The organism is Aeromonas sp. s3 (assembly GCF_040907805.1).
In the GTDB taxonomy this organism is placed as follows: Bacteria; Pseudomonadota; Gammaproteobacteria; order Enterobacterales; family Aeromonadaceae; genus Aeromonas; species Aeromonas dhakensis.
Genome location: NZ_JBFOCQ010000005.1, coordinates 22,190 through 46,079 on the forward strand (window position 1 = coordinate 22,190; position 23,890 = coordinate 46,079).

Sequence of the window (23,890 nt, forward strand, 5' to 3'; positions counted from 1 at the left end):
CCCTTCTGTGAGAGAAATGATAGCGCTATCACAGTTCGATGTTAGCGCTATCTGGTAGCGCTAACTTTCGCGATCAGGCTCACAGTTATCAGCCGGCAAGATCGCTAGATTGGCGCCATCTTATCCAGCCCGGACACTGCCATGCTGACCCAATTGCTAACCGAGGAGGTCATTTCCATCGAAGCGGGCGCCCGCGACTGGCGTCACGCCATCGAGCTGGCCACCGCCCCCCTGCTGGCCAACGGCACCATAGAGCCATCCTATGTGGCAGCGCTCTATCGCTCCCACGAAGAGCTCGGCCCCTACTACGTGCTGGGCCCGGGCCTGGCCATGCCCCACGCCCGCCCGGAAGACGGCGTCAACCGGCTGGGACTGGCGCTGACCGTGCTGAAGGAGGGGGTCAACTTCGGCTCCGAGGGCAACGACCCGGTACGGCTGCTGATCACCCTGGCCGCCAGCGACAGCAACTCCCACGTGGAAACCATCGCCCAGCTGGCCGAGCTGTTCATGAATGAAGAAGACGTGGCGGCCATCATGGCGGCCACCAGCAAAGACGACATCCTGCGCATCCTGGCGCGTTATTGAGTGGCGCCCTGCGCCCGATAGAGGAAGAGAACATGAAGATTCTGGTTGTATGCGGACACGGCCTGGGTACCAGCTTGATGATGGAGATGAGCATCAAGAGCATTCTCAAGGAGCTGGCCGTGACGGCCGAGGTGGATCACCGGGATCTCGCTTCCGCCGGCAGCGAGAGCGCCGAGATCTTTGTCGCCACCCGCGACATCGCCGAACAGCTGATCAGCATGGGGGTCGACGGCCGGCTGGTATCGCTGGACAACATGGTCGACAAGGCCGCCATGAAAGAAAAACTCGCCATCGCCCTGCGCGAGCTGGGCGCACTCTAACCCCTTTGCGACTGTCTGGGCGGCCGGTGAGCCGCCGCTTCCATCTGCTTGGAGCTGACCATGGAATTTTTCAATTTTCTGATGTTTGACGTGCTGTCGGAGCCGGCCGTGCTGGTTGGCCTGATCGCCCTCATCGGCCTGATCGCCCAGAAAAAACCGGTGACCGAGTGCATCAAGGGCACGGTCAAGACCATCATGGGCTTCGTCATTCTGGGGGCCGGCGCCACCCTAGTGGTGAACTCGCTGGGCGACTTCGCCACCATCTTCCAGCACGCTTTTGGCATCAAGGGGGTCGTCCCCAACAACGAGGCCATCGTCTCCATCGCCCAGCAGTCGTTCGGCAAGGAGATGGCGATGATCATGTTCTTCGCCATGCTGGTGAACATCCTGATCGCCCGGCTCACCCCGTGGAAATTCATCTTCCTGACCGGTCACCACACCCTGTTCATGTCGATGATGGTGGCGGCCATCCTCTCCGCCGGCGGCATGAGCGGTATCCCGCTCATCGCGGTGGGCAGCCTGGTGGTCGGCGTGACCATGGTGCTGTTCCCGGCCCTCGCCCACCCCTACATGAAGCAGATCACCGGCTCCGATGACGTGGCACTCGGCCACTTCTCCACCTGCTCCTACGTGCTGGCCGGCTGGATCGGCGCCAAGTTCGGCAACAAGGCCCACAGCAGCGAAGAGGTGCAGGTGCCCAAGAGCCTGCTGTTCCTGCGCGATACCCCGGTGGCCATCTCCTTCACCATGGGCATCATCTTCCTCATCACCTCTCTGTTTGCCGGTGCGGATTACGTCTCGGAAGTCGCCAAGGGCAAGCACTGGTTCATGTTCTCCCTGATGCAGTCCATCACCTTCGCCGCCGGGGTCTACGTGATCCTGCAGGGGGTACGGATGGTCATCGCCGAAATCGTGCCGGCCTTCAAGGGGATCTCCGACAAGCTGGTGCCCAACGCCAAGCCGGCGCTGGACTGCCCCATCGTCTTCCCCTACGCCCCCAATGCGGTGCTGATCGGCTTCCTGTCGAGCTTTGCTGCCGGGCTGGTGGGCATGGTGCTGCTCTACCTGCTGGGGCTCACCGTCATCATTCCGGGTGTCGTGCCACACTTCTTCGTCGGCGCGGCGGCCGGGGTGTTCGGCAACGCCACCGGCGGCCGTCGCGGTGCCATGCTGGGGGCCTTCGCCAGCGGCCTGCTGATCACCTTCCTGCCGGTGTTCCTGCTGCCGGTGCTGGGGGATCTCGGCTTTGCCAACACCACCTTCAGCGATGCCGATTTCGGCGTGGTGGGGATCCTGCTTGGCCTTATCATGCGCTGAGCCGGTCTCTGAAATGCAAAACGGAGCGCCATGCGCTCCGTTTTTTTATGCCCACCACTCCCGATTCAGTCGTTCTCCAAGCTGGAGAGGCAGTGAGACAGGGTGCGTGCCAGCGCCCCCTGGTTGCGCAGCACCACGGCGCGAGCCTGCTCGCCCATCTCCCGGCGCCGGCTCTCGTCGGCCAGCAGACTGCTCACCTGCTCCCCCAGCTCGGCGGCATCGGCCACCACGGCCGCGCCACCCTGAGCCACCAGCTGGCGGGTGATGTCGCTGAAGTTGAAGTAGGCGGGGCCGCTCAGGCAGGGTTTGCCGAGCGCAGCAGGCTCCAGCAGGTTGTGGCCGCCCACCTTGACCAGGCTGCCGCCGACGAAGGCCACGTCGGCCGCCGCCAGCATCAGCGGCAACTCGCCCATGGTATCGCCGAGATAGACCTTGTCCGTCTCGCGGATCGGGGTATCGCCGGTGCGCCGTACGCAGCCGTAGGGAGCGCACAGCGCCGCCACGCGCTCGAACCGCTCGGGGTGGCGCGGCACCAGGATCAGCAGGGCTGACGGCTGCGCCGCGAGCACCCGGTCGAAGGCGGCCAGCACCTGCTCGTCCTCTCCCTGATGGGTGCTGGCGGCGATCCAGACCGGTCGCTCCGCCCCCAGCAGCTGGCGCAGGGCACGACCTTTGGCCTGTACCTGCTCATCGAGCTGGATGTCGAACTTGATGGAGCCGGTCACCGCCAGCCGCTCACGCCCCAACCCCAGCCGATGGAAGCGATCCGCGTCGTCCTGGTGCTGGCAGAGCAGGTGGGTCAGCGGCCGGCTGAGGGCATCGAAGGCGCCCTGAAAACGGGCGTAACGCCGGCAGGATCGCTCCGAGAGGCGGGCATTGATGATGGTCACCGGCAGGTGGCGCGCCTCGCAGGCGGCCAGCCAGTTCGGCCACAGTTCGGTTTCCATCACCCAGAGCGCGCGCGGTTTGACGGCCTTGAGAAACGCCGCCACCGCCCAGGGGTAGTCGAGCGGCGCGTAGCGGTGCTCCACCAGATCCCCCAGCCTGGCGGCCTGCTCGGCGCCGGTGCGGGTGGTGGTGGTGAGCAGGATCGGCAAGAAGGGCCGCTCGGCCTTGAGGGCGCGGATGAAGGGGCTGATGGCCAGCGTCTCCCCCACGCTCACCGCATGGATCCAGAGCGGCGCCTCCTGCCCGGTGGCGGGCGTTAGCCCCAGGTGCTCGGCCCAGCGCTTGCCAAAACCGGGCTTGCCCTTCTTCGGCTTGTAGAGCGCCAGCAATGCCAGCGGCAGCCCCAGGTGGATCAGCAGGTTGTAGAGCAGCCGATAGCCCATGCTAGTGCGGCTCCCCGCGCTTGCCCGGCTCGGCGACAAAACGGGGCGGTTCGCCGGGCGCCAGCGGCGGGGCCGGCGTCTCGCTGCACTCCAGCCGGCGGCCGGCCTCGATGACCTGCTCCGGCATCAGCTCGATCAGGCACTTGAGGTGACCGAACTTGCAGGTGCGCTTGAAACAGGGGCGGCACTCGATGTCGGTGTGGACGATCTCGACCCGGTCCGCCAGCGGCGGGGTGTAGAGCGGCGAGGTGGAGCCATAGACCCCGATCAGCGGCCGGTTGAGAGCGGCGGCGACGTGCATCAGGCCGGAGTCGTTGGCGATCACCCGCCCGGCCAGCGCCATCAGGTCGATCGCCTCGTACAGGCTGGTCTTGCCCGCCAGCACGTGGCAGTTGGGGCGCGACAGCGGATTGACCCGGTCACGGATGGTATTGGCCACCGCCGCGTCCTTGCCGGAGCCGAAGATCCACACCTGCCAGCCCTCGTCGAGGTGCTTTTGCGCCACCACGGCGTAGTGGCCCTCCGGCCAGCGCTTGGCCGGGCCGAACTCGGCCCCCGGGCAGAGCACCAGCACCGGACGGGCGCGATCCAGCCCGAGCCGCGCCAGCGCCTTCTCCTGGTTGACGAGATCGACGTTGAGGGCCGGCTGGGGGATGGTCGGGATGTCGGCCCGGCTCTTCATCTGCGCCTTGGGGTAGGCCAGTGCCAGGTAGGCCTCCACCATCAGCGGAAAGGCGGACTTGTTGCTGCGCATGTCGTTGAGCAGGCCGAAGCGGTGCTCCCCCTTCCAGCCGGTACGCACCGGGATGCGGGCAAACCAGGGGATCAGCGCCGACTTCATGGAGTTGGGCTGGATGATGGCCTGATCGTACTTTTCGGCCGCCAGCTGCTTGCCGAGCCGGCGGCGGGCTCCCAGCTTGAAGTCGCCGTGGCCGAGCGGCATCGGGATGGCCTTGTCCACCTCCGGCATCCGCTCCAGCAGGGCACCACACCAGGCGGGCGCCATCACGTGCAGCTCGCTGTCTGGGTGGTTGGCCTTGATCGCCTTGTAGAGGCTCTGGGACATCACCATGTCGCCGACCCAGGAGGGGCCGATCACCAATATTTTCATCTCGCACTTCTCCAGGGCCACGCCCTGCGGTTAATCGTCGCTGGCCGAGATTATGCCCGAAGAATGGCCCGAGAAATAACAGAAGATCCCGCTGCCATGCATCCTGGCGCCAAAAAACAACCCATTTGAAACCGACGCGTATCCCGCCGCCGGAACCATGCTCCGCCTGCCGTTTTAGGCTAGAATGGGCGCCAATTTGAGCATGGCCCGCCAGGCGGGCGCCAACAAGAGCCTTTAATACGTGAACAAACCGACTCTGGCGGCTGTCCTTATCGTCAAGAATGAAGCCGACAACCTGCGCCCCTGCCTCGCCTCCCTCGACGGACTGGTCGACGAGATCGTCATCATGGACTCCGGCAGCCAAGACGAGACCCCGGCCATCGCCGCCGAATTCGGCGCCCGCTTCTTCGTCAACCCGGTGTGGCCGGGCTTCGGCCGCCAGCGCCGGCTCGCCCAGTCCCACGTGCAATCCGACTGGGTGCTGTGGCTGGATGCGGACGAGCGACTCACCCCCGAGCTGAAAGCCGCCATCGCCGCCGTCATGGCCAACCCTGCCAGCGACACCATCTACTCGATCCCGCGCCTCTCCTGGGTGTTCGGCCGTTTCATCCGCCACAGCGGCTGGTACCCGGACCGGGTGCTGCGCCTCTATCCCAAGGATCTCACCAGCTACAACGAGGTGCTGGTGCACGAGAAGGTGGAGGTACGTGCCAACATGAAGATCGTCAACCTGCACGGCGACCTGCTCCACTTCACCTATCGGGATCTGGAGCACTACCTGGTCAAGTCCGCCGGCTATGCCCGCGCCTGGGCCGATCAGCGCACCGCCCGCGGCAAGAAGGGCTCCCTCGGCCAGGGGCTGGTGCACGCGCTGGGCTGTTTCCTCAAGATGTACCTGCTCAAGGCCGGCTTCCTCGACGGCAAGCAGGGGCTCCTGCTGGCCATCCTGTCGGCCCACTCCACCTTCGTGAAGTACGCCGACCTCTGGATCCGCCAGCAGCCGCAGGCACCGGAACAGGCTGACAAGTAAACCGCCGCAGACGGGCGCTGCCAGCGAGCAGCCCCCCATATGAGACAGGGCCCTTGAAGGGCCCTGTCTGCATTTACGCTATCCGCTATCACTGCTCGCTGCGCCAGAACGGCGGCGCCCAGCGGGCGATCGCCGCCGCCATGGTCTTGGGATCGAGCTGGCTCATGTCTTCCGGGTGATCGCTGTCTTCCGGCGGGCTGAACGCCAGGTGGCGCCCCTCGCTGTTGAGCGGACGCCAGCGCAGCGGCGTCGCCGAGCGGTGCGCCGGGAAGAAGCCGATGGTGGGCACATCCAGCGCCGCGGCGATGTGCAGCGGCCCGGTGCTGCCCGCCACGAACAGGGCGGCGTTGGCCATCACCTGGCAGAACTTGGGCAGTCCCTCCTCGGAGCGGTAGATCCAGCCGTTGCCACCGTGGGCCAGCAGCTCGGCCGCCAGCTGTTCGGCGATCTTCTCCTCCCCCGGCCCCGCCGTCAGGATGCACTGCAGCTCGGGACAGGCCTGGTTGAGCTTGATGATGAGGCGGGCGTACTGCTCGATGGAGAGGTTGTTGGCCGAGCCGCCGCTGCCGGCATGCACCATCAGCCAGGGACGACTGGCATCGAGCCGCAGGCGGGCGGCAACCTGCTCGCGCACCTGTTGCAGGCTCTTCGCATCGAATCTGAGGTAGGGGCCCTGCGGCTCCACCGCGCTCACCTGCTGGTCGGCAAGGAAACGGCGCACCAGATCCAGGTTGTATTCGTACTCCGGCTTCTGGGAGCGGGAGCGACGCTGGATCAGGCGCTGGTTGTAGAGCACCTGGGCCAGCTTGGTGGCCGGCGCCAGCCGGTAGGGAATGTGCGCCTTCCACACCAGCATGGCGTTGCGGGAGTTGGAGAAGAGGCAGATGGAGGCATCGAAGGCGGCCGCCTTGATGCGTGCCTGCAAGGCACGTTGTTGTTCCTTGTCGGCCCGTGAGCCCGGATCCAGGATGATCTCGTCAATCCAGGGGCAGAGGCGGGCCAGCGGCGCCGTGTAGGCGGGAACCAGGGCAGTCACATGACACTCCATGGAACGCTTGAGCATGGCAAAACTCGGCCAGGCCAGCATGAAGTCACCAATCTTGTCATTGCGGACTACCAGAATACGTTTCATAAAAAATCCCTTTGCTCCCTGTCACCAACGCAAGGAGGCTTGATGCGCGATGCGGTATTCTTGCCTGATGTATCGCTATTCTCAAGCGAAGACGCCCGTCGGTGCTGATTTGACGCGGCAAAGCCGCCATCGGGGCGCCAAAACTCGCCCCAAGGCGGTCGCGCCAATCCCCCAACAGACCCTATAATGCGACCAAATTTCCCGGTTGCAGGAATCAGCAGCATGACCAACAAGGTAATCTATCCCGGCACCTTCGATCCCGTCACCAACGGCCACACCGATCTCATCGGCCGGGCCGCCAGACTGTTTGACCAGGTGGTGGTCGGGGTGGCCAACAGCCCGAGCAAGCGGCCGCTGTTCGATCTGGACGAACGGGTGCAGCTGGCCCGCCAGGTGACCGCCCACCTGCCCAACGTCAAGGTGGTCGGTTTCTCCGGCCTGCTGGTGGACTTTGCCAAGGAGCAGCAGGCCAACGTGCTGATCCGCGGTCTGCGCGCCGTCTCCGACTTCGAATACGAGTTTCAGCTGGCCAACATGAACCGCCGTCTGATGCCGGAGCTGGAGAGCGTATTCCTCACCCCGGCCGAGGAGAACTCCTTCATCTCCTCCACCCTGGTGAAGGAGGTGGCCCTGCACGGCGGCGACATCCGTCAGTTCGTCGACCCCATAGTGGCGGCCGCCATCAAGGCCAAACAGACCAAGTAACAACGAAACAGGCTACCCGAGGGTAGCCTGTTTGCCGTTGATGCCAACCTCAGCCCGCCAGACGCGGGCCCAGCAGCTGCTGGCCTGCCAGGGTCAGCTGGTCGAGCCACTCGTAGCGGCGCCGGTACATGGCCCGCTTCTTGGAGGCGATCTCCTCCAGCGGTTTGCGCTGGGCGGGCTGCAGCCGCACGAAGTTGGCGTCCAGATCGGTGGCGCCGAACTCCTGCCACAGCTCGTCATAGTCCGCCTGCAGACAGGCCTTCTTCTTCTTGCTGTAGCGCCGGGCCTGATAGATGTGGGCCTTCATCCGCACCGCCGAGATATGCTCGGCCTGCATCGCCTCGGCCAGCTGCATCACCAGCATCACCACCAGCGACTTGGGCCGTAGACCGTGGCCCTCCTTGGTCAGCGCACGCACCTTGTCCTGCGCCTGCTCGATGCAGGGCTCCGGGCCCTGTACCGAACCGATCACCACCGCCAGCCGGTTGGGGGTGCCGGCCAGCGAGAAGGCGCAGCTGTAGAGCCGCTTGCCCTGCGGGTCGACGATGGAGAGGGCCAGCTCCGCCTCGCGGCGGAAGGTGCCGTCGTGGCGCAGCACGATGCGGCAGCCGCTCTCGGGATAACGGCCAAGCTCGATGCCATCCCCCAGATAGAGCGGGTCGATCAGATCCGGGTAGCGAGCCAGCATCAGCCGATAGTGGTTTTCCAGCATCTCGGCCCGCTCGGTCGCGGTGGAGCCGGCGAAGCGATAGGGTCGCATCGGCTTGTCGAGCAGCTCGGGATAGTGGGCAGGCAGGGCCTTGAGCGGTTCGGCCTGGAACAGCTCGAACACCCGGCTCAGCTGTTGCCGATAGAGCAGACTGCGCAGCACGAACTTGGCGCGATTGAAGGTCTTGCGGGCGCTGTCATCGGGATAGAGGAAGCGCGCCATTTTTTGGGCACAATAGTGCCCCTGCTGGGACAAATGGTCCCAGTCTATTGATTTAGCTGTCATTTTATTGTCTCAAACCGCCTGAACGGTCGAGATAGTAGTGACGGGCGAGCAAATATTCAACAGACTGGAAATACTCTCTTACAACTTGGCCGTTTCAGGCCGAAAAAACCGCGATTCAGCGCTGGCAGTGGGAGCAGAACACGGTCGTGCGCTGCCCCAGCCGGATTTCGCTGAGCAGGGTGTGGCAGTGGAAGCAGGGCTGGCCGCCCCGCCCATAGACCTGCAACTGCTGCACGAAATAACCCGGTTTGCCATCCGCACTGGTGAAATCCTTGAGGGTGGTGCCGCCCTGCCGAATCGCCTCGGCCAGCACCCGCTTTATCTCCCCTACCAGGGTGCCCAGCCGCTCGGCGCTGATGTTGCCCGCCGCCCGCTTGGGATGAATGCCGGCGGCATAGAGCGCCTCGTTGGCGTAGATGTTGCCTACCCCGACCACCACATGGTTGTCCATCAGGAAGGTCTTGATGGCGGTGCTGCGCCCCTTGGCGCGCTCACGCAGGTAATCGGCATTGAAGGCGTCGGTGAGCGGCTCTGGCCCCAGCTTGGCCAGCAGCGCATGTGCCTCGGCCGGCTCGCGGGTCCACAGCAGGGCACCGAAGCGGCGCGGATCGTTGAGCCGCAGCAGCTTGCCGTTCTCGAGCTCGATATCCACGTGATCGTGCTTCTCGGCCGGGGTGCCGATGTCCAGCACCCGCAGGCTGCCCGACATGCCCAGATGGAGGATGGCGGTACCGAAGTCGGTCTCCAGCAGCAAGTACTTGGCGCGGCGGCGGACCCGGTGGATGGTGAGGTCCACCAGCTCCTGGATCTCTCCCGGCACCGGCCAGCGCAGACGGCCGTCTCGCACCACCACCCGGGTGACCTTGATGCCGGTAAGCCAGGGCGAGATGCCCTGGCGGCTCACTTCGACTTCCGGTAATTCAGGCATGGGATCCTCGTGCTGACGCTGAAAAATGGGTTAGGGAGCGGGGCGCAGCAGGCTGCGGTACTGCTCCTGGCTCAGGCTGAGCCAGGTCGAGGGGGGCAGCAGGGCGGCAAACTTGCCGCTGTCCTGATAGAGGCCCACCTCGATGGGATCGCTCTGGCCGGCGACCCAGATCTTGAGGGTAACCGGATTGCCGCGCACGGCTTCACCGGGCGGCAGCAGCCAGCCCTGCCAGGCCTCGATGTGCGCCGCCAGCTGGGTACTGTCGAGCCCCAGATCCGGCCCGCTGCGCCAGCCCTGTCCGATGCGCTCTATCTGCCAGCTCGGCCCCTGCCAGGTGAGCACCACGGCGCTCTCCGGCAACAGCGGACGCGCCCGCTTGGCGCTGTTTTCCTGCTGGGCGATCTCCAGCCGGTGCAACAGGGTGATCACGATCAGTACCACCACGATGATCACGTTGTTCCAGCCTCTGCGGCTCAATTTGAACATGACAAGCCTCCCTTCGAACCGGCAGTGTACTGAATTCCAGCCATAAAAAAACCCGGCACAGGGCCGGGTTTTTGGGAATGCAGCATCAAGTAATTACTTGATTTTGCCTTCCTTGTAGATCACATGCTGACGAACAATGGGATCAAACTTTTTGATTTCCATTTTTTCGGGCATGGTGCGCTTGTTTTTGGTAGTGGTATAGAAGTGACCAGTACCGGCGCTGGAGTTCAGGCGAATCTTCTCGCGAATACCTTTAGCCATGATCTAATTCCTTATACCTTAACACCGCTGGCGCGCAGTTCAGCAAGAACCACTTCAACGCCACGCTTGTCGATGATACGCATGCCTTTTGCGGATACGCGCAGGCTTACGAAGCGTTTTTCACTCTCAACCCAGAAACGGTGAGTGTGCAGGTTCGGCAGGAAACGACGCTTGGTAGCGTTGTTAGCGTGCGAACGGTTGTTACCAACTGCCGGGCGCTTGCCGGTTACTTGGCATACTCTAGACATGTCAGTCTCTCCAAATCTTACTTCATTGCTCGAGCAAATATCTGCCCCGCTGGCCTTCGATTGCGGGGCAAACAGAAGGCGGCATTTTATACAGCATCCGTGATCAAAGATCAACTAATACGGAGCCAGAGCACAGTCATAACCAACCGCGCTCGGCGAAAGAAACCGTGATGCCATCACCGATCACCAAGTGATCCAGCACTCTGATATCGATCAGGGCCAGGGCGGCCGTGATCCGATCCGTGATCTGGCGGTCGGCCCTACTGGGCTCGGCGACGCCGGACGGGTGATTATGCGCCAGAATCACGGCGGCTGCATTATGTTTGAGTGCGATCTGCACGATTTCTCTGGGCCAGACGCTCGCCGAGTCGAGGGTGCCGTAAAAAAGTTCAACGAATTGAATCACTCTGTGCTGATTGTCGAGCAGCAGCAGGGCAAACACCTCCCGCGACCGATCCCGCAGCTGGGCCTGCAGATAGTCTCGGGTCAGCTGGGGCGAGGTAAGTGCATCCCCCCGTTGCAGCTGCTGCGCCAGATGACGTTTACCCATCTCCAGCACCGCCTGCAGCTGGGCATATTTGGCTGGGCCCAGGCCATGCGCCTCGCAGAAGGCACGTCGGTCCGCCCCCAGCAGATTGCGCAGCGATCCGAACTGATTCAACAGGTTGCGGGAGAGATCGACCGCACTCAGGCCACTGACCCCGGTGCGCAGGAAGATCGCCAGCAGCTCGGCATCGGACAAGCCGCCCGGGCCGTGACGCAGCAGCTTCTCACGGGGTCGTTCATCCTCTGGCCACTCCTTGATGCTCATTTGTCTCTCCTTCGCGCTATTGAGAGAAAACATAGCAAAGAAATCACGGGAGCCCGGCCACAAGACCCCCATGTCAGCCTCTGTCGTCGACTGCTGCCTGTGGTATCTTAGCCGACCAGTCAGAGTGAGCCGGAAGAGAAACAGCAGATGAGATTGGCCGATAAACGCATCCTGTTGGGTGTCAGTGGCGGGATCGCCGCCTACAAGAGTGCCGAGCTGGTACGCCGCCTGAAAGATCAGGGCGCCGAGGTACGGGTGGTGATGACCCGCTCCGCCAAGGAGTTCATCACCCCGCTGACCCTGCAGGCCGTCTCCGGCCACCCGGTGGCCGACAGTCTGCTGGATCCCGCTGCCGAGGCGGGCATGGGCCACATCGAGCTGGCCAAGTGGGCCGATCTGGTGCTGATCGCCCCCGCCAGCGCCAATCTGATGGCCCGCATGGCCGCCGGCATGGCCGACGAGCTGCTCACCACCCTCTGCCTGGCCACCCCGGCACCGGTGGCGCTGGCGCCGGCCATGAATCAGCAGATGTATCTCAACGCCGCCACTCAGGCCAACCTCAAGACCCTCGCCAGTCGCGGCATCCTGCTGTGGGGGCCGGATTCCGGTAGCCAGGCATGCGGTGACGTGGGCCCGGGCCGGATGCTGGATCCCCTCGAGCTGGTTGAACGCTGCTGCCAGCAGCTCGCCGTCGAGCCGCTGCTGGCCGGCGTCAGGCTGCTGCTGACCGCAGGGCCGACCCGTGAAGCGCTCGATCCGGTGCGCTACATCAGCAACCACAGCTCAGGCAAGATGGGCTATGCCATCGCCCGCGCCGCCCGTGAAGCGGGTGCCGAGGTGACACTGGTGAGCGGCCCGGTGGCACTGGCCACCCCAGCCGGCGTCACCCGCGTCGACGTCGAGAGCGCCGAGCAGATGCACCAGGCGGTCATGAGCCGGGTCGGCGAGAGCGACCTCTTCATCGGCTGCGCCGCCGTCGCCGATTACCGCCCCGCCCAGGTGGCCGAGCAGAAGATCAAGAAGACCGGCGACAACGACCAGATGCAGCTGACCCTGGTCAAAAACCCCGACATCATCGCCGCCGTGGGGGCCTTGTCAGACAAACCCTTCACCGTCGGATTTGCCGCAGAAACCGTGGATGTGGAACAATACGCCCTCGACAAACTGCAGCGTAAGCGGCTGGACATGATCGCCGCCAACGACGTATCCCGTGCGGGCCAGGGCTTCAATGCCGATGACAACGCCCTCACCGTGTTCTGGCAAGGGGGTCAAGCCCCTCTGCCCCTGGCCGATAAGCTGACGCTGGCTCGTCACCTGATTGCCCTGATTGCACGCCATTACCGGCGCTGAGCCAGTCAATCGACCACCTCCACTCCAATAAAAACGATTTATGACAACACAAATTGAACTGAAGATTCTGGATGCCCGCATCGGCACCGACTATCCGCTGCCTGCCTACGCCACACCGGGCTCCGCCGGCATGGATCTGCGCGCCCTGCTGGATGCCCCGCTGACGCTGGCCCCGGGTGATACCACCCTGGTACCAACCGGGCTGGCCATCCACATCCAGGATCCGGGCCTGTGCGCCACCATCCTGCCCCGCTCCGGCCTCGGCCATAAACACGGCATCGTGCTGGGCAACCTGGTCGGCCTCATCGATTCCGACTACCAGGGCCAGCTGATGGTCTCGGTATGGAACCGCGGCAAAGAGGCGTTCACCATGCAGCCCGGCGAGCGCATCGCCCAGCTGGTGATCATGCCGGTGGTTCAGGCCAGCTTCCAACTGGTCGATGAGTTCAATCAGAGCGAACGGGGTGAAGGCGGTTTTGGTTCTTCTGGTCGCCAATAACAGACCACACCGGCCCGAGCGGCGGTGCCTAATAACAGAATCAGGCCATTGTTTTTTTAGGGGAATCCATGGCAAGCAGTAATCAGAAACAGAGTCGGCGCGATCAGATCCTGCAGGCGCTCGCCCACATGCTGGAGACCAGCCCAGGCCAGCGCATCACCACGGCCCGTCTGGCGGCCGAGGTGGGGGTCTCCGAGGCTGCCCTCTATCGACATTTTCCCAGCAAGGCGCGGATGTTCGAGGGGCTGATCGACTTTATCGAAGATTCCCTGCTGTCACGGGTCAACCTGATCATGGCCGAAGAGAAGGACACCATGAGCCGCTGTCACCACATACTGCAGCTGCTGCTGGTGTTCGCCGAGCGCAATCCCGGTATCACCCGCATCCTCAACGGCGACGCCCTGCTGGGCGAGCACGACCGGCTGCGGGATCGCATCAGCATCCTGTTCGACAAGCTGGAGACCCAGATCAAGCAGGTGCTGCGGGAGAAACGGCTGCGCGAAGGTCAGGGCTTCCAGCTCGACGAAACCATGCTGGCCAACCTGTTACTGGCCTACACCGAAGGGCGGATCAGTCAGTTCGTCCGCTCCGAGTTCAAAATCAAGCCCACCGCCGGGTTTGAAGATCAGTGGCAGTTTATCCGCAGCCAGCTGCTGCAGAGCTGACAAGCTCAATGTGCGATCAGTAGCGGCCACGCCGCTCCAGACGGGTTGCAGTAAAGAGGGAGGCCTTGGCCTCCCTTGTTTTTTGTGGCACAAAAGAGGCGGTGAGCACCAGATGCGACCCGGACTGTCGCATGCCAATGTTAGATTCATGCGTCATAAACCTTTTATCGCCTGACAGGACACCCTATGGAACCCGAAATCATTACCGAAGCGCAGACCTGGCTGGTCAACAACCAGGGCCTGCTGATCGAGTATGCCGTCAACATCGCGGCCGCCCTGCTCACCCTGCTGGTCGGCTACATCGCCGCCAACCTCATCAGCGGTGCCGTGGTCAAGGTGATGCAGTCCCGCAAGCTGGACACCACTGTCACCCACTTCGTCGGCAGCATCCTCAAGTACGCCATCCTGGTATTCGTGGTGATCGCCGCGCTGGGCCGGGTCGGGGTGCAGACCGCCTCCTTCGTCGCCATTATCGGTGCCGCCGGTCTGGCCATCGGTCTGGCGCTGCAGGGCTCGCTCTCCAACTTCGCCGCCGGCTTCCTGCTGATCATCTTCCGCCCCATCAAGGCAGGCGAGTTCATCGAGGTGGCAGGCACCAATGGCGTGGTGCAATCCGTTCAGCTGTTCACCACCACCCTCACCTCAGGTGACAACAAGATGGTGGTGGTGCCCAACTCCGCCATCCTCAACGGCACTATCGTCAACTACTCGCGCATGGATACCCGCCGCGTCGACATGACCTTCGGCATCGGCTACGGCTCGGATCTCCGCAAGGCCAAGCAGATCCTGGAGCGGCTGGTGAACGAAGAGCCGCGCATCCTCAAGGAGCCGGCCACCACCATCGCCGTCGCCGCGCTGGCCGACTCCTCGGTCAACATAGTCGTTCGCCCCTGGGTCAAGACCGGCGACTACTGGGGAGTCTGGTTCGACTTCCACGAGAAGGTGAAGCTCACCTTCGATGCCGAAGGCATCGAGATCCCCTTCCCGCAGATGGTCATGCACATGCAAAAGCCGCAGGCGTAAACGCGGTTTTGCAGCCACCCACAATGCCAGCCTTCGGGCTGGCATTGTCGTCTCTGGCCTCGGCAGGGGTGAACACGACCATAAGAAAAGCCGGCCACAATGGGCCGGACTTTGTTTTCAGCATTCCGGGGCGTCGGCTTACACCAGCCGACGTGCCACCCGGTTGAGCAGCGGTTGCACCAGCACATATCCCCCCAGCACGGCACCGATCACCGCCAGTACCCGCAGCGGCAAGGTAGGGGCTGCACTGGTCAGCACCAGGGTCAACAGGCCGATGAGGCCGGTGGCGATCAGGCTAAGGGCAAACAGGGACAACACAGCTTTCATAGCGATCTCCTCATTCCAGACAGTAGCCATCCCTGGGAGATCTCGTCCATGCGACACCCATGCTAGCCATCTTGGGCCACCGACAATTTGCGCCTGCGCATGAAATGAGCGAAAAGGCGCCTATCGAATACTCTTTTGGCTGCCATGCCAGGTTGCCACCCCATCCACAGCAATGCCTCGCCCTGAAAGCCCTTTCAACGGCGGCAAGCCCGACCAAGTATGCGCAAACGCAAGATCCGGCAGCCATGGGTGACTCATAATCGCAGCGTTTTGGTTGTAAACTCGGTCGATGGCAGACAATTGGTAAAGCTCTGTTACACGGGCCGCACCATGGGCTCGGTATAATGGGCCCGGTATAGTGCTCGAATAATAAGGTTTGGCGGGAGCCTTGCCTGCAAGGTTCATACACAACTTGGAAGACTGATAATCCTATGAAAAACATCAATCCAACCCAGACCCAGGCCTGGCAGGCACTGGAAGCCCACTTTGCAGCGAACAAAGAGACCCGGCTCAAGGATCTGTTCGCCCAGGATCCCCAGCGTTTCGACAAATTCTCCCTCACCTTCGGCGGCGACATCCTGGTCGACTACTCCAAGAACCTGATCACCGAAGAAACCCTCAAGTTGCTGATTGATCTGGCCAAAGAGACCGATCTTCGCAGCGCGATCGATGCCATGTTCAATGGCGACAAGATCAACATGACCGAAGGCCGCTCCGTACTGCACGTGGCCCTGCGCAACCGCTCCGACCGCCCCATCGAGTGTGACGGCAAGGATGTGATGCCGGAAGTGAACGCCGTACTGGCCAAGATGAAAGGCTTCTGCGAGAAGATCATCAGCGGCGAATGGAAAGGCTACACCGGCAAGGCGATCCAGCACGTGGTCAACATCGGCATCGGTGGCTCGGATCTGGGCCCGGTGATGATCACCGAGGCGTTGCGTCCCTACAAAAACCACCTGCAGATGCACTTCGTCTCCAACGTCGATGGCACCCACATCGCCGAGACCCTGAAGAAGATCGATCCGGAAACCACCCTGTTCCTGGTGGCCTCCAAGACCTTCACCACTCAGGAGACCATGACCAACGCCCTGACCGCCCGCGACTGGTTCATCAAGATCGCCGGTGACAAGGCCCACGTTGCCAAGCACTTCGCTGCGCTCTCCACCAACGGCAAGGCCGTGACCGAGTTCGGCATCGACACCAACAACATGTTCGAGTTCTGGGACTGGGTTGGCGGCCGCTACTCCTCCTGGTCTGCCATCGGCATGCCCATCGCCCTGTCCGTCGGTTTCGAGAACTTCGAAGCCCTGCTGCAAGGCGCCTTCGAGATGGACATGCACTTCGCCACTGCCTCCTATGAGCAGAACGTGCCGGTGCTGCTGGCGCTGATCGGCCTGTGGTACAACAACTTCCATGGTGCCGAGTCCGAAGCCATCCTGCCGTACGACCAGTACATGCACCGCTTCCCGGCCTACTTCCAGCAGGGCAACATGGAGTCCAACGGCAAGTACGTAGATCGCAACGGCAAGCCGGTTGACTACCAGACCGGCCCCATCATCTGGGGTGAGCCGGGCACCAACGGCCAGCACGCCTTCTACCAGCTGATCCATCAGGGCACCAAGCTGATCCCCTGTGACTTCCTGGCACCGGCCATCAGCCACAACCCGATCGGCGACCACCACCCGAAACTGCTGGCCAACTTCTTCGCCCAGACCGAGGCGCTGGCCTTCGGCAAGAGCAAAGAACAGGTCGAAGCCGAGTTCCTGGCCGCCGGCAAAACCCTGGAGCAGGTCAAGGATCTGGTGCCGTTCAAGGTGTTCGAAGGCAACCGCCCGACCAACTCCATCCTGTTCAAGAGCCTGACCCCGAAAACCCTGGGTGCCCTGATCGCCATGTACGAGCACAAGATCTTCGTACAGGGCGCAATCTGGAACATCTTCAGCTTCGACCAGTGGGGTGTGGAGCTGGGCAAACAGCTGGCCAACAAGATCCTGCCGGAGCTCAACACTGCCGAGGCTGTCACCAGCCACGACTGCTCCACCAACGGCCTGATCAACACCTGGAAAGCGTGGAAAGCCTGATTTAGCCGGCCTTTCTGAATGCAAAAGCCCCGCTCGATGAGCGGGGCTTTTTGTGGCCGGGTTTTCTGGCGGGCCGGTCGGGTGTCCAGCCCGACCGGCGACGGGGATCGTCACCCCCGCCCCTTCATCATCCTGCCCGATGCCGGCTTAACCACCGACAGCGATACGCTTCATGTCCTTCATGTAACCGCGCAGTACCTGGCCGATCGCTTCGATGGGGTGGTTGCGAGTGGCCTCGTTGGCCGCCAGCAGCGCCAGGTTGTCGACGCTCTGCCCATCCGCCTTGCTGGCACCCAGGTCGCCCGCTTTCAGGGTCGGCATGAAGTGCTCGCGCAGCAAGGGCACGGCGGCGTTGGCGAACAGGTAGTTGCCGTACTCGGCGGTGTCGGAGATAACCACGTTCATCTCGTACAGGCGCTTGCGAGCGACTGTGTTGGCGATCAGCGGCAGCTCGTGCAGGGATTCGTAGTAGGCGGACTCCTCGTAGATACCGGAAGCCACCATGGTCTCGAACGCCAGCTCGACACCCGCCTTGACCATGGCCACCATCACCACGCCATTGTCGAAGTACTCCTGCTCGGCAATCTTGCCTGCAAAGGCCGGGGCGTTTTCGAAGGCGGACTTGCCGGTCTCTTCGCGCCAGCCGAACAGCTTGGCGTCGTCTTCGGCCCAGTCGGCCATCATGCCGCGGGAGAACTCGCCGGCGATGATGTCGTCCATGTGCTTCTCGAACAGCGGACGCATCAGGGTCTTGAGCTGCTCGGAGAGCTCAAAGGCGCGCAGCTTGGCCGGGTTGGACAGACGGTCCATCATCAGGCTGATGCCGCCCTGCTTGAGGGCTTCGGTAATGGTCTCCCAGCCGAACTGGATCAGCTTGCCGGCGTAGGCCGGGTCTGTGCCCTCGGCAACCAGCTTGTCGTAGCAGAGCAGGGAACCGGCCTGCAGCATGCCGCAGAGGATGGTCTGCTCGCCCATCAGGTCGGATTTCACTTCCGCCACGAAGGAGGATTCCAGCACGCCCGCACGGTCACCGCCGGTGGCAGAGGCCCACGCCTTGGCGATGGCCATGCCTTCACCCTTGGGATCGTTCTCCGGGTGAACGGCGATCAGGGTCGGTACGCCGAAACCGCGCTTGTACTCTTCACGCACTTCGGTACCCGGGCACTTGGGCGCCACCATCACGACCGTGATGTCGGAGCGGATCTGCTGACCCTCTTCCACCACGTTGAAGCCGTGGGAGTAGCCCAGTGCGGCGCCCTGCTTCATCAGCGGCATCACGGTTTTGACGACGTCGGAGTGTTGCTTGTCCGGAGTCAGGTTCAGTACCAGATCGGCGGTCGGGATCAGCTCTTCATAGGTGCCAACCGCGAAGCCGTTGTCGGTGGCCTTCTGCCAGGAGGCACGCTTCTCGGTGATGGCGGCCTTGCGCAGGGCATAGGAGATATCCAGCCCGGAGTCGCGCATGTTCAGGCCCTGGTTCAGACCCTGGGCACCACAGCCCACAATCACCACCTTCTTGCCCTTCAGCACGTTGCAGCCGTCCGCGAACTCTTCGCGCTGCATGAAACGACACTTGCCCAACTGGGCCAACTGCTGACGCAGGTTCAAGGTGTTGAAATAGTTAGCCATGGTGATTGCTCCGTTTGATTGATTCCATGCCGGATGGCGGCGTTGTCGAAACCACTATAGCGCGGGACACTTATTGCCTGAACTGATATATTCGAAACAGTACGTTGCAATAATTGAAACGTTAACCCTTCATGATCACATGGCGGGGCTAACTATCCACAGCTGGATATCGGGCAGACATCCAGCGCCAGGAGCTGAAAGATGGACCTTCGCAATCTCGAGCTGTTTCTCCACCTCGCCGACTCCCTCCACTTCGGCAAGAGCGCCGATGCCATGGCGGTCAGCCCCTCCACTCTCAGCCGCGCCATCCAGCGGCTGGAGCAGGAGACCGGCTGCGTGCTGTTCGAGCGGGACAACCGCTCGGTACGGCTCACCCCGGCGGGCGAGAAGCTGCGCGAGTTTGGTGGAGAGCTGCTGCAGGAGTGGCGCCAGCTCAAGCAGGAGCTCAAGCGCAGCGACGAACCGCTACAGGGCCGATTGCGGGTGTTCTGCTCGGTCACCGCCAGCTACTTCCTGCTACCCGAGGTGCTGGAGCGCTTTCGCCGCCGCTATCCCCAGCTGGAGATCAAGCTGGAGACCGGCGACCCGGCGCTGGCGGTGGACAAGATCCTGGCCGACGAGGCCGATCTCGCCATCGCTGCCCGCCCCGATGCCCTCTCCGCCAAGCTGGAATTTGCCAGTCTGCAGCAGGTACCACTGGTGTTCATCGCCCCCCGCACCGCACCGCAGCAGAACCAGTGGTTCTCCCAGGGCGAACCTGACTGGGAGCGGCTGCCGCTGATCCTCTCGGAGCAGGGGCTGGCCCGCAAACGCTGCGATCAGTGGCTGCGCAACAAGGGGATCGCCCCTAACATCTATGCGGAAGTGGCGGGCAACGAGGGGATTGTCGCCATGGTGGCACTCGGCTTCGGCGTGGGACTGGTGCCGGCGGCGGTGATCGACCACAGCCCCATGGGTGAGAAGGTACGCATCGTCGAGCCCAAGCCGGCGCTCAAGCCATTCGATGTCGGTATCGCCGTGCTCAAGAAGCGGCTGGAAGAGCCGCTGATCCGCGCCTTCTGGGATACGGCGCGGGGTCAGGGATCACTGCGCTGACAAGGCGGGCAACACTGGTGCATAGATGAGCGAGGGATCCTGCATCATGGCGCGGCTGCCGGTCGGCAGATCCGGATTGCTCAGCTCCAGCATCACCCGCCGATCGAGCTGCAGCCGCCGGATGGTGCTGCCAAAACCCGCCTCGAATATCCGCTCATAGTCACCGGACTGGCGGACCCGCAGCAGCCCCAGCTCGATGCGCTTGGCCAGCTCCGGATACCTGGGTGAGACGAAAAACAGCAGCGCCAGCGGATAGCGAAACACCAGGTGGGGTTCGATGGCCAGATCCGGATGCTGTGTGAGCTCATCCTCGATCTCGATGACCGAGCGCAGGAAGCAGTCGAAGCGCCGTTTGCGCAGCATGTTGAACAGGGCCTCATAGAGACCGCCCACCACCACGTTGAGGCCGTTCTCCTTGAGCAGACGGGTATCAGGCCAGGATCTGTGCTGGCCGATGCGAAGCCCGGCCTGCTGCCAGTCGGCCAGCGATCGTATGTTGGCGAACCGCCCCTCGTCCCCCTGCCGAACGAGGCACACCCGCCAGCCCAGCAACCCTTTTGCCAACGGAACATGGATGGCCAGCAGGGTGCGCTCGCGCTCCTCATCGGGCGCAAACACCCCGACCTGCACCAGTTCGCCCCCCTGCAACTCCTTGACCGCCCGACCCTGCTCCATCGGCGGGCTGGCAATCAGCAGATAGGGACCATATTCGGGCACGGTCAGATCGAGGGAGAGTCGCAGCAGACCAGCCACGGCGGGATTGGGGTGATCAAGCAGCAGATTCCAGGCCCTGATGGGGGTCTCGGCCGCCTGCACGCTGCCAGCCAGCAGAATGACGCACCACAGCCAGCTCCTGATCATTGCACTCCTCCCCTTGTCACTTACTCACTATAACCTCTCCTCCTCTACCGCCGGGCGCATGGCAGCACGGATATGTGAGCGACTCGATGTCAAATATGACAGTAGCTACGGCAAGGGGCAGATCAGAGACTAGACTGAACGTTCAACCTGAGTGGAAGAGGGAGTCCCGCCATGATGTCCAATCTGATCGAAATCAACAGCTCGCTGCTGTTCGACGAGTACCTGCAAAGCCTGGGGGTACCCTCAACCTTGCTGGATCAGGAACAGGACATCTATCTGCAGGAACACCACCTGGCAGCGGTACGCCAGATCCAGGGTGAACTGAGGTTTTACCTCCGCGCCAACGCCCTCACCAAGCAGTGATCCGCAGCCGGTCACAGAACCGGCACTGAATGCATATTACACTGGCACCATCCGCCACCCACGGGAGTGCCCATGAAACCAAGCGGCCTGGATCGGCTCTTCAAACCCCAGTCAATCGCCGTCATCGGTGCCTCGACTGACCCGCAGAAGGCGGGTCACGTGGTCATAAGGCACCTGCTCGCCGGCCATTTCAAGGGCCCCATCCTGCCGGTCAGCCCGCACAGCAAGGCCATTGCCGGCGTGCTGGCTTATTCCGACATCGACAGTCTCCCCCTTGCCCCTGACCTCGCCATCGTCTGTACCCGGCGGGAACGGGTACTGACCCTCATCGAGGCGCTCGGCAAGCGGGGAGCGGGTGCCGCCATCATACTGGCGGCCGATTTCACCCCACCTGAGCGCGAACAACTGCAGCGACTGAGCCGGCAATACGACATCCGCCTGCTCGGCCCCAACAGCATGGGGATGTTGTTGCCGGGTCAGGGCATCAATGCCAGCTTCTCACCGATTGCCGCAAAGCCCGGTCAGGTCGCCTTTCTCTCCCAGTCGGCCGCCGTCAGCACCACCATTCTGGATTGGGCCAAACAGCATGAACTCGGCTTCTCGGCCTTCATCTCCCTTGGCGATCACTGCGACATCAACTTCGGCCAGCTGCTGGATCAGCTCTCCCGCGACAGCGTGACCCGCGCCATCCTGCTCTACATGGACAAACTGCAGGATGCCCGCCATTTTCTCTCGGCCGCCCGTGCCGCCGCCCGCAACAAGCCCATCCTGGTGCTCAAGAGCGGCCGCCATGAGCCGGACAACGGGCTCGACAACGTCTATGACGCCGCCATCCGTCGCGCCGGCATGCTGCGGGTACGGGATACCCACGAACTGTTTGCCGCCGTCGAGACCCTGAGTCACTCCCTGACCCTCAAGGGGGAGCGGCTCGCCATCATCTCCAACGGCCGTGGCTTGGCCAACATGGCGATCGACAAGTTGCTGGAGCGTGGCGGCAAGCTGGCGATGCCGCCCCGCGACATCGGCAGCGATGCCGACATCAATGACTATCAACAGGCTCTCGACGACCTGCTGCAAGGGGACGAGGCTGACGCCATCCTGCTCATCCATGCCCCTTCACTCACCGCCCGCGGCGCGGCCTTAGCCCGCAGCCTGATCGACTACGTCAAGCAGCATCCCAGGGCCAGACGCTTCAATATTCTGACCAACTGGGCGGGGGAATATTCGGCCCAGGAGGGGCGCAGGCTGTTCAGCGAGGCAGGATTCCCCACCTACCGCACCCCGGAGAGCGCGGTCGCCGCCTTCATGCACATGGTGGAGTATCGCCGTAACCAGAAGCAACTGATGGAAACCCCTGCATCGCTGCAGGGTGACAGGCTCGACGTAGACCAGTGCCAACTGCTGATCCGGCAGGCGCTGGAACGCAAACAGCTCACCCTCGACACCCATCTGGCACACCCCATTTTGCAGGCCGCTGGGCTCTCCACCCTACCGACCTGGATCGTCTCCGATGCCATCGAGGCCACTCTGACCGCGGAGCAGATCGGCTATCCGGTCGCGGTCAAGCTGCGCTCGCCAGACATACTCCACAAGTCGGCCGTGCACGGCGTCATGCTCAACCTGCGCACCTCGGCCGAAGTCGCCCAGGCTGCGGACGCCATTCTGGATCGAGTCAGGCAGCACGACCCCGGTGCCCGCATCGAAGGCCTGCTGGTACAGCGGATGGCACGGCGCAGCGGTGGCCTGGAACTGCGGATCCGGCTGCAACAAGACCCGGTGTTCGGCCCCGTCATCCTGCTCGGGGAATCAGGTGCCGAGCCGCAGGAGATGATGGCTGCCCTGCCGCCACTCAACCAGGCGCTGGCACGCTACCAGATCATAGGGGCGCTCAAGAGTCGCAAGATCCGCGAACAAGCCAGTCCGGAACGACTCGATATCGATGCCCTCGGCCAGGTGCTGTGCCAGCTGTCGGAGCTGCTGCTCGCCTTCCCCGAGATCCAGCAGCTGGATCTGCACCCGCTGCAGGCCTGCGGCGCCGAGATGGTGGTGCTGGACGCCAGCCTGACCCTGCAACCCCATGAAGAAGGCAGCTGCAGGCTGGCTATCCGTCCCTATCCCACCGAGCTGGAAGAGGGGGCCTGGCTCAAGGATCAGAGCCATGTGCTGCTGCGCCCCATCCGACCGGAGGATGAACCTGCCCACAAGCAATTTGTCCTCAAGGTATCGGATGAAGACAGGTACAAACGCTTCTTCGCCGATGTGGGGGAGCTGGGGCACGAAGAGCTGGCCCGCATGACCCAGATCGATTACGACCGGGAGATGGCCTTTGTCGCCGTGGGACAGGATGGGGAACGAAAAGATCAGATTTTAGGGGTGGTTCGCGCCATTTCGACGCCGGACCTGAGCGATGCCGAGTTTGCCATTCTGGTACGGTCCGACCTGAAAGGGTTGGGGCTTGGCAAACTGATGATGGAGAAGATTGTGCGTTATGCCAGGGAGCGCGGCATTGGCCAGCTGTCGGGCATGACCATGCCCAGCAACCGCGGCATGATCAACCTGGCCAAACGGCTTGGCTTCAAGATCGATATCCAGCTGGAAGATGGGGTAGTCAACATGGAGCTACCCTGTGCGGAGCGAGCAGAGGGGGAATAGCACGGGAAACTGTGCAGAAATGGCTGAATTTCAGGCAATAAAAAAGCCCGCTCAAATGAGCGGGCTTCTTCAATTGGGTGCCTGGC

Annotated in this window: 25 protein-coding genes; 13 read left to right on the forward strand and 12 right to left on the reverse strand. The window is 62.8% G+C overall.

The features are described 5' to 3' along the window. Window positions 1-141 precede the first annotated feature (141 nt). From AB5Y98_RS00565 to AB5Y98_RS00575, 3 genes are read left to right on the forward strand one after another with little or no spacing between them, the layout of a single operon-like run. Window positions 142-585, forward strand: coding sequence for a PTS sugar transporter subunit IIA (locus AB5Y98_RS00565; protein WP_017766510.1), 444 nt, complete (start codon window positions 142-144; stop codon window positions 583-585). Between the two features lie 32 nt (window positions 586-617). Further along, window positions 618-905: a PTS sugar transporter subunit IIB gene (locus AB5Y98_RS00570; protein ID WP_005307531.1), complete on the forward strand. Its 288-nt coding sequence runs from the start codon at window positions 618-620 to the stop codon at window positions 903-905. Between the two features lie 60 nt (window positions 906-965). Then, window positions 966-2,222: a PTS ascorbate transporter subunit IIC gene (locus tag AB5Y98_RS00575; protein ID WP_368231058.1), complete on the forward strand. Its 1,257-nt coding sequence runs from the start codon at window positions 966-968 to the stop codon at window positions 2,220-2,222. A gap of 65 nt (window positions 2,223-2,287) precedes the next feature. Here AB5Y98_RS00575 and waaA read toward each other — a convergent pair whose 3' ends face one another. Next, the gene (gene waaA / locus AB5Y98_RS00580) at window positions 2,288-3,553 is read right to left on the reverse strand and encodes a lipid IV(A) 3-deoxy-D-manno-octulosonic acid transferase (protein ID WP_368231060.1); all 1,266 of its coding nucleotides are present in this window, start codon (window positions 3,551-3,553) and stop codon (window positions 2,288-2,290) included. A 1-nt stretch (window position 3,554) separates the two neighbouring features. After that, a complete protein-coding gene (gene waaF / locus AB5Y98_RS00585) occupies window positions 3,555-4,664 on the reverse strand; it encodes a lipopolysaccharide heptosyltransferase II (RefSeq protein ID WP_139433054.1) in 1,110 nt (369 codons plus the stop codon). A gap of 241 nt (window positions 4,665-4,905) precedes the next feature. On the opposite strand from waaF, the gene AB5Y98_RS00590 reads away from it, so the two are divergent. After that, entirely contained in the window at window positions 4,906-5,694 is a 789-nt protein-coding gene (locus tag AB5Y98_RS00590) for a glycosyltransferase family 2 protein (protein ID WP_214454476.1), read from the forward strand. A gap of 88 nt (window positions 5,695-5,782) precedes the next feature. Here AB5Y98_RS00590 and AB5Y98_RS00595 read toward each other — a convergent pair whose 3' ends face one another. Next, on the reverse strand, window positions 5,783-6,826 hold the full coding sequence (locus AB5Y98_RS00595) for a glycosyltransferase family 9 protein (RefSeq protein WP_042049781.1): 1,044 nt from the start codon (window positions 6,824-6,826) through the stop codon (window positions 5,783-5,785). A 222-nt stretch (window positions 6,827-7,048) separates the two neighbouring features. Here AB5Y98_RS00595 and coaD point away from each other — a divergent pair, with 222 nt between their 5' ends. After that, on the forward strand, window positions 7,049-7,531 hold the full coding sequence (gene coaD / locus AB5Y98_RS00600; RefSeq protein ID WP_017783649.1) for a pantetheine-phosphate adenylyltransferase: 483 nt from the start codon (window positions 7,049-7,051) through the stop codon (window positions 7,529-7,531). Window positions 7,532-7,580: 49 nt separating this feature from the next. Here the strand turns inward: coaD and AB5Y98_RS00605 are convergent, their stop codons facing one another. The 6 genes from AB5Y98_RS00605 to radC all read right to left on the reverse strand — a co-directional run bounded on the left by AB5Y98_RS00605 (window position 7,581) and on the right by radC (window position 11,259). Next, complete coding sequence (locus AB5Y98_RS00605) at window positions 7,581-8,462, reverse strand: VirK/YbjX family protein (RefSeq protein ID WP_010635524.1); 882 nt, start codon at window positions 8,460-8,462, stop codon at window positions 7,581-7,583. A gap of 178 nt (window positions 8,463-8,640) precedes the next feature. Then, entirely contained in the window at window positions 8,641-9,453 is an 813-nt protein-coding gene (gene mutM, locus AB5Y98_RS00610; RefSeq protein ID WP_017786121.1) for a bifunctional DNA-formamidopyrimidine glycosylase/DNA-(apurinic or apyrimidinic site) lyase, read from the reverse strand. A 30-nt stretch (window positions 9,454-9,483) separates the two neighbouring features. Continuing rightward, a complete protein-coding gene (locus AB5Y98_RS00615; protein WP_017786122.1) occupies window positions 9,484-9,939 on the reverse strand; it encodes a hypothetical protein in 456 nt (151 codons plus the stop codon). Window positions 9,940-10,032: 93 nt separating this feature from the next. Beyond that, the gene (gene rpmG / locus AB5Y98_RS00620) at window positions 10,033-10,200 is read right to left on the reverse strand and encodes a 50S ribosomal protein L33 (RefSeq protein ID WP_368231064.1); all 168 of its coding nucleotides are present in this window, start codon (window positions 10,198-10,200) and stop codon (window positions 10,033-10,035) included. Window positions 10,201-10,211: 11 nt separating this feature from the next. Then, window positions 10,212-10,448 carry a 50S ribosomal protein L28 gene (rpmB, locus tag AB5Y98_RS00625; protein ID WP_005307492.1) on the reverse strand — a complete coding sequence of 79 codons (237 nt, stop codon included), beginning with the start codon at window positions 10,446-10,448 and terminating at the stop codon, window positions 10,212-10,214. A 136-nt stretch (window positions 10,449-10,584) separates the two neighbouring features. After that, window positions 10,585-11,259, reverse strand: a complete 675-nt coding sequence (radC, locus tag AB5Y98_RS00630) for a DNA repair protein RadC (protein WP_043171444.1) — start codon at window positions 11,257-11,259, stop codon at window positions 10,585-10,587. Between the two features lie 147 nt (window positions 11,260-11,406). On the opposite strand from radC, the gene coaBC reads away from it, so the two are divergent. The 4 genes from coaBC (at window position 11,407) to AB5Y98_RS00650 (ending at window position 14,796) form a co-directional block, all read left to right on the forward strand. Further along, window positions 11,407-12,609, forward strand: a complete 1,203-nt coding sequence (gene coaBC, locus AB5Y98_RS00635; RefSeq protein WP_095591772.1) for a bifunctional phosphopantothenoylcysteine decarboxylase/phosphopantothenate--cysteine ligase CoaBC — start codon at window positions 11,407-11,409, stop codon at window positions 12,607-12,609. A gap of 40 nt (window positions 12,610-12,649) precedes the next feature. Beyond that, window positions 12,650-13,108 (forward strand): dUTP diphosphatase, encoded by a 459-nt coding sequence (gene dut, locus AB5Y98_RS00640; protein ID WP_005307478.1) that lies wholly within the window; start codon window positions 12,650-12,652, stop codon window positions 13,106-13,108. Window positions 13,109-13,176: 68 nt separating this feature from the next. Next, the gene (gene slmA, locus AB5Y98_RS00645; RefSeq protein ID WP_005307475.1) at window positions 13,177-13,773 is read left to right on the forward strand and encodes a nucleoid occlusion factor SlmA; all 597 of its coding nucleotides are present in this window, start codon (window positions 13,177-13,179) and stop codon (window positions 13,771-13,773) included. Window positions 13,774-13,959: 186 nt separating this feature from the next. Then, window positions 13,960-14,796: a mechanosensitive ion channel domain-containing protein gene (locus tag AB5Y98_RS00650; RefSeq protein ID WP_005307473.1), complete on the forward strand. Its 837-nt coding sequence runs from the start codon at window positions 13,960-13,962 to the stop codon at window positions 14,794-14,796. Between the two features lie 138 nt (window positions 14,797-14,934). Here AB5Y98_RS00650 and AB5Y98_RS00655 read toward each other — a convergent pair whose 3' ends face one another. Further along, window positions 14,935-15,123 (reverse strand): holin, encoded by a 189-nt coding sequence (locus tag AB5Y98_RS00655; RefSeq protein ID WP_005307469.1) that lies wholly within the window; start codon window positions 15,121-15,123, stop codon window positions 14,935-14,937. 431 nt (window positions 15,124-15,554) lie between these two features. Between AB5Y98_RS00655 and pgi the strand changes: the two genes are divergently transcribed. After that, on the forward strand, window positions 15,555-17,204 hold the full coding sequence (gene pgi, locus AB5Y98_RS00660) for a glucose-6-phosphate isomerase (protein WP_368231067.1): 1,650 nt from the start codon (window positions 15,555-15,557) through the stop codon (window positions 17,202-17,204). A 147-nt stretch (window positions 17,205-17,351) separates the two neighbouring features. Here pgi and ilvC read toward each other — a convergent pair whose 3' ends face one another. Then, window positions 17,352-18,833: a ketol-acid reductoisomerase gene (gene ilvC, locus AB5Y98_RS00665; protein WP_268037812.1), complete on the reverse strand. Its 1,482-nt coding sequence runs from the start codon at window positions 18,831-18,833 to the stop codon at window positions 17,352-17,354. Between the two features lie 201 nt (window positions 18,834-19,034). On the opposite strand from ilvC, the gene ilvY reads away from it, so the two are divergent. Then, the gene (gene ilvY, locus AB5Y98_RS00670) at window positions 19,035-19,928 is read left to right on the forward strand and encodes an HTH-type transcriptional activator IlvY (protein WP_368231069.1); all 894 of its coding nucleotides are present in this window, start codon (window positions 19,035-19,037) and stop codon (window positions 19,926-19,928) included. On the opposite strand, the gene AB5Y98_RS00675 is transcribed toward ilvY, so the two are convergent. Further along, window positions 19,917-20,789, reverse strand: a complete 873-nt coding sequence (locus AB5Y98_RS00675; RefSeq protein ID WP_368231071.1) for a substrate-binding periplasmic protein — start codon at window positions 20,787-20,789, stop codon at window positions 19,917-19,919. The two genes, ilvY and AB5Y98_RS00675, sit on opposite strands and share 12 nt — an antisense overlap. A 171-nt stretch (window positions 20,790-20,960) precedes the next feature. On the opposite strand from AB5Y98_RS00675, the gene AB5Y98_RS00680 reads away from it, so the two are divergent. After that, window positions 20,961-21,152, forward strand: coding sequence for a hypothetical protein (locus tag AB5Y98_RS00680; RefSeq protein ID WP_005307455.1), 192 nt, complete (start codon window positions 20,961-20,963; stop codon window positions 21,150-21,152). Between the two features lie 72 nt (window positions 21,153-21,224). Continuing rightward, window positions 21,225-23,804 carry a bifunctional acetate--CoA ligase family protein/GNAT family N-acetyltransferase gene (locus AB5Y98_RS00685; protein WP_279701773.1) on the forward strand — a complete coding sequence of 860 codons (2,580 nt, stop codon included), beginning with the start codon at window positions 21,225-21,227 and terminating at the stop codon, window positions 23,802-23,804. Window positions 23,805-23,890 lie beyond the last annotated feature (86 nt).

Bases quoted from the DNA above. Each gene is read 5' to 3' on its own strand.
- AB5Y98_RS00675 (WP_368231071.1), bottom strand. From the start codon at position 20,789: ATGATCAGGAGCTGGCTGTGGTGCGTCATTCTGCTGGCTGGCAGCGTG.
- AB5Y98_RS00605 (WP_010635524.1), bottom strand. From the start codon at position 8,462: ATGGCGCGCTTCCTCTATCCCGATGACAGCGCCCGCAAGACCTTCAAT.
- mutM (WP_017786121.1), bottom strand. From the start codon at position 9,453: ATGCCTGAATTACCGGAAGTCGAAGTGAGCCGCCAGGGCATCTCGCCC.
- AB5Y98_RS00680 (WP_005307455.1), top strand. From the start codon at position 20,961: ATGATGTCCAATCTGATCGAAATCAACAGCTCGCTGCTGTTCGACGAG.
- pgi (WP_368231067.1), top strand. From the start codon at position 15,555: ATGAAAAACATCAATCCAACCCAGACCCAGGCCTGGCAGGCACTGGAA.
- AB5Y98_RS00565 (WP_017766510.1), top strand. From the start codon at position 142: ATGCTGACCCAATTGCTAACCGAGGAGGTCATTTCCATCGAAGCGGGC.
- AB5Y98_RS00595 (WP_042049781.1), bottom strand. From the start codon at position 6,826: ATGAAACGTATTCTGGTAGTCCGCAATGACAAGATTGGTGACTTCATG.
- rpmB (WP_005307492.1), bottom strand. From the start codon at position 10,448: ATGTCTAGAGTATGCCAAGTAACCGGCAAGCGCCCGGCAGTTGGTAAC.
- AB5Y98_RS00575 (WP_368231058.1), top strand. From the start codon at position 966: ATGGAATTTTTCAATTTTCTGATGTTTGACGTGCTGTCGGAGCCGGCC.
- AB5Y98_RS00570 (WP_005307531.1), top strand. From the start codon at position 618: ATGAAGATTCTGGTTGTATGCGGACACGGCCTGGGTACCAGCTTGATG.
- slmA (WP_005307475.1), top strand. From the start codon at position 13,177: ATGGCAAGCAGTAATCAGAAACAGAGTCGGCGCGATCAGATCCTGCAG.
- coaD (WP_017783649.1), top strand. From the start codon at position 7,049: ATGACCAACAAGGTAATCTATCCCGGCACCTTCGATCCCGTCACCAAC.
- waaA (WP_368231060.1), bottom strand. From the start codon at position 3,553: ATGGGCTATCGGCTGCTCTACAACCTGCTGATCCACCTGGGGCTGCCG.
- AB5Y98_RS00655 (WP_005307469.1), bottom strand. From the start codon at position 15,123: ATGAAAGCTGTGTTGTCCCTGTTTGCCCTTAGCCTGATCGCCACCGGC.
- dut (WP_005307478.1), top strand. From the start codon at position 12,650: ATGACAACACAAATTGAACTGAAGATTCTGGATGCCCGCATCGGCACC.
- rpmG (WP_368231064.1), bottom strand. From the start codon at position 10,200: ATGGCTAAAGGTATTCGCGAGAAGATTCGCCTGAACTCCAGCGCCGGT.
- coaBC (WP_095591772.1), top strand. From the start codon at position 11,407: ATGAGATTGGCCGATAAACGCATCCTGTTGGGTGTCAGTGGCGGGATC.
- waaF (WP_139433054.1), bottom strand. From the start codon at position 4,664: ATGAAAATATTGGTGATCGGCCCCTCCTGGGTCGGCGACATGGTGATG.
- AB5Y98_RS00615 (WP_017786122.1), bottom strand. From the start codon at position 9,939: ATGTTCAAATTGAGCCGCAGAGGCTGGAACAACGTGATCATCGTGGTG.
- ilvY (WP_368231069.1), top strand. From the start codon at position 19,035: ATGGACCTTCGCAATCTCGAGCTGTTTCTCCACCTCGCCGACTCCCTC.
- AB5Y98_RS00650 (WP_005307473.1), top strand. From the start codon at position 13,960: ATGGAACCCGAAATCATTACCGAAGCGCAGACCTGGCTGGTCAACAAC.
- radC (WP_043171444.1), bottom strand. From the start codon at position 11,259: ATGAGCATCAAGGAGTGGCCAGAGGATGAACGACCCCGTGAGAAGCTG.
- AB5Y98_RS00685 (WP_279701773.1), top strand. From the start codon at position 21,225: ATGAAACCAAGCGGCCTGGATCGGCTCTTCAAACCCCAGTCAATCGCC.
- ilvC (WP_268037812.1), bottom strand. From the start codon at position 18,833: ATGGCTAACTATTTCAACACCTTGAACCTGCGTCAGCAGTTGGCCCAG.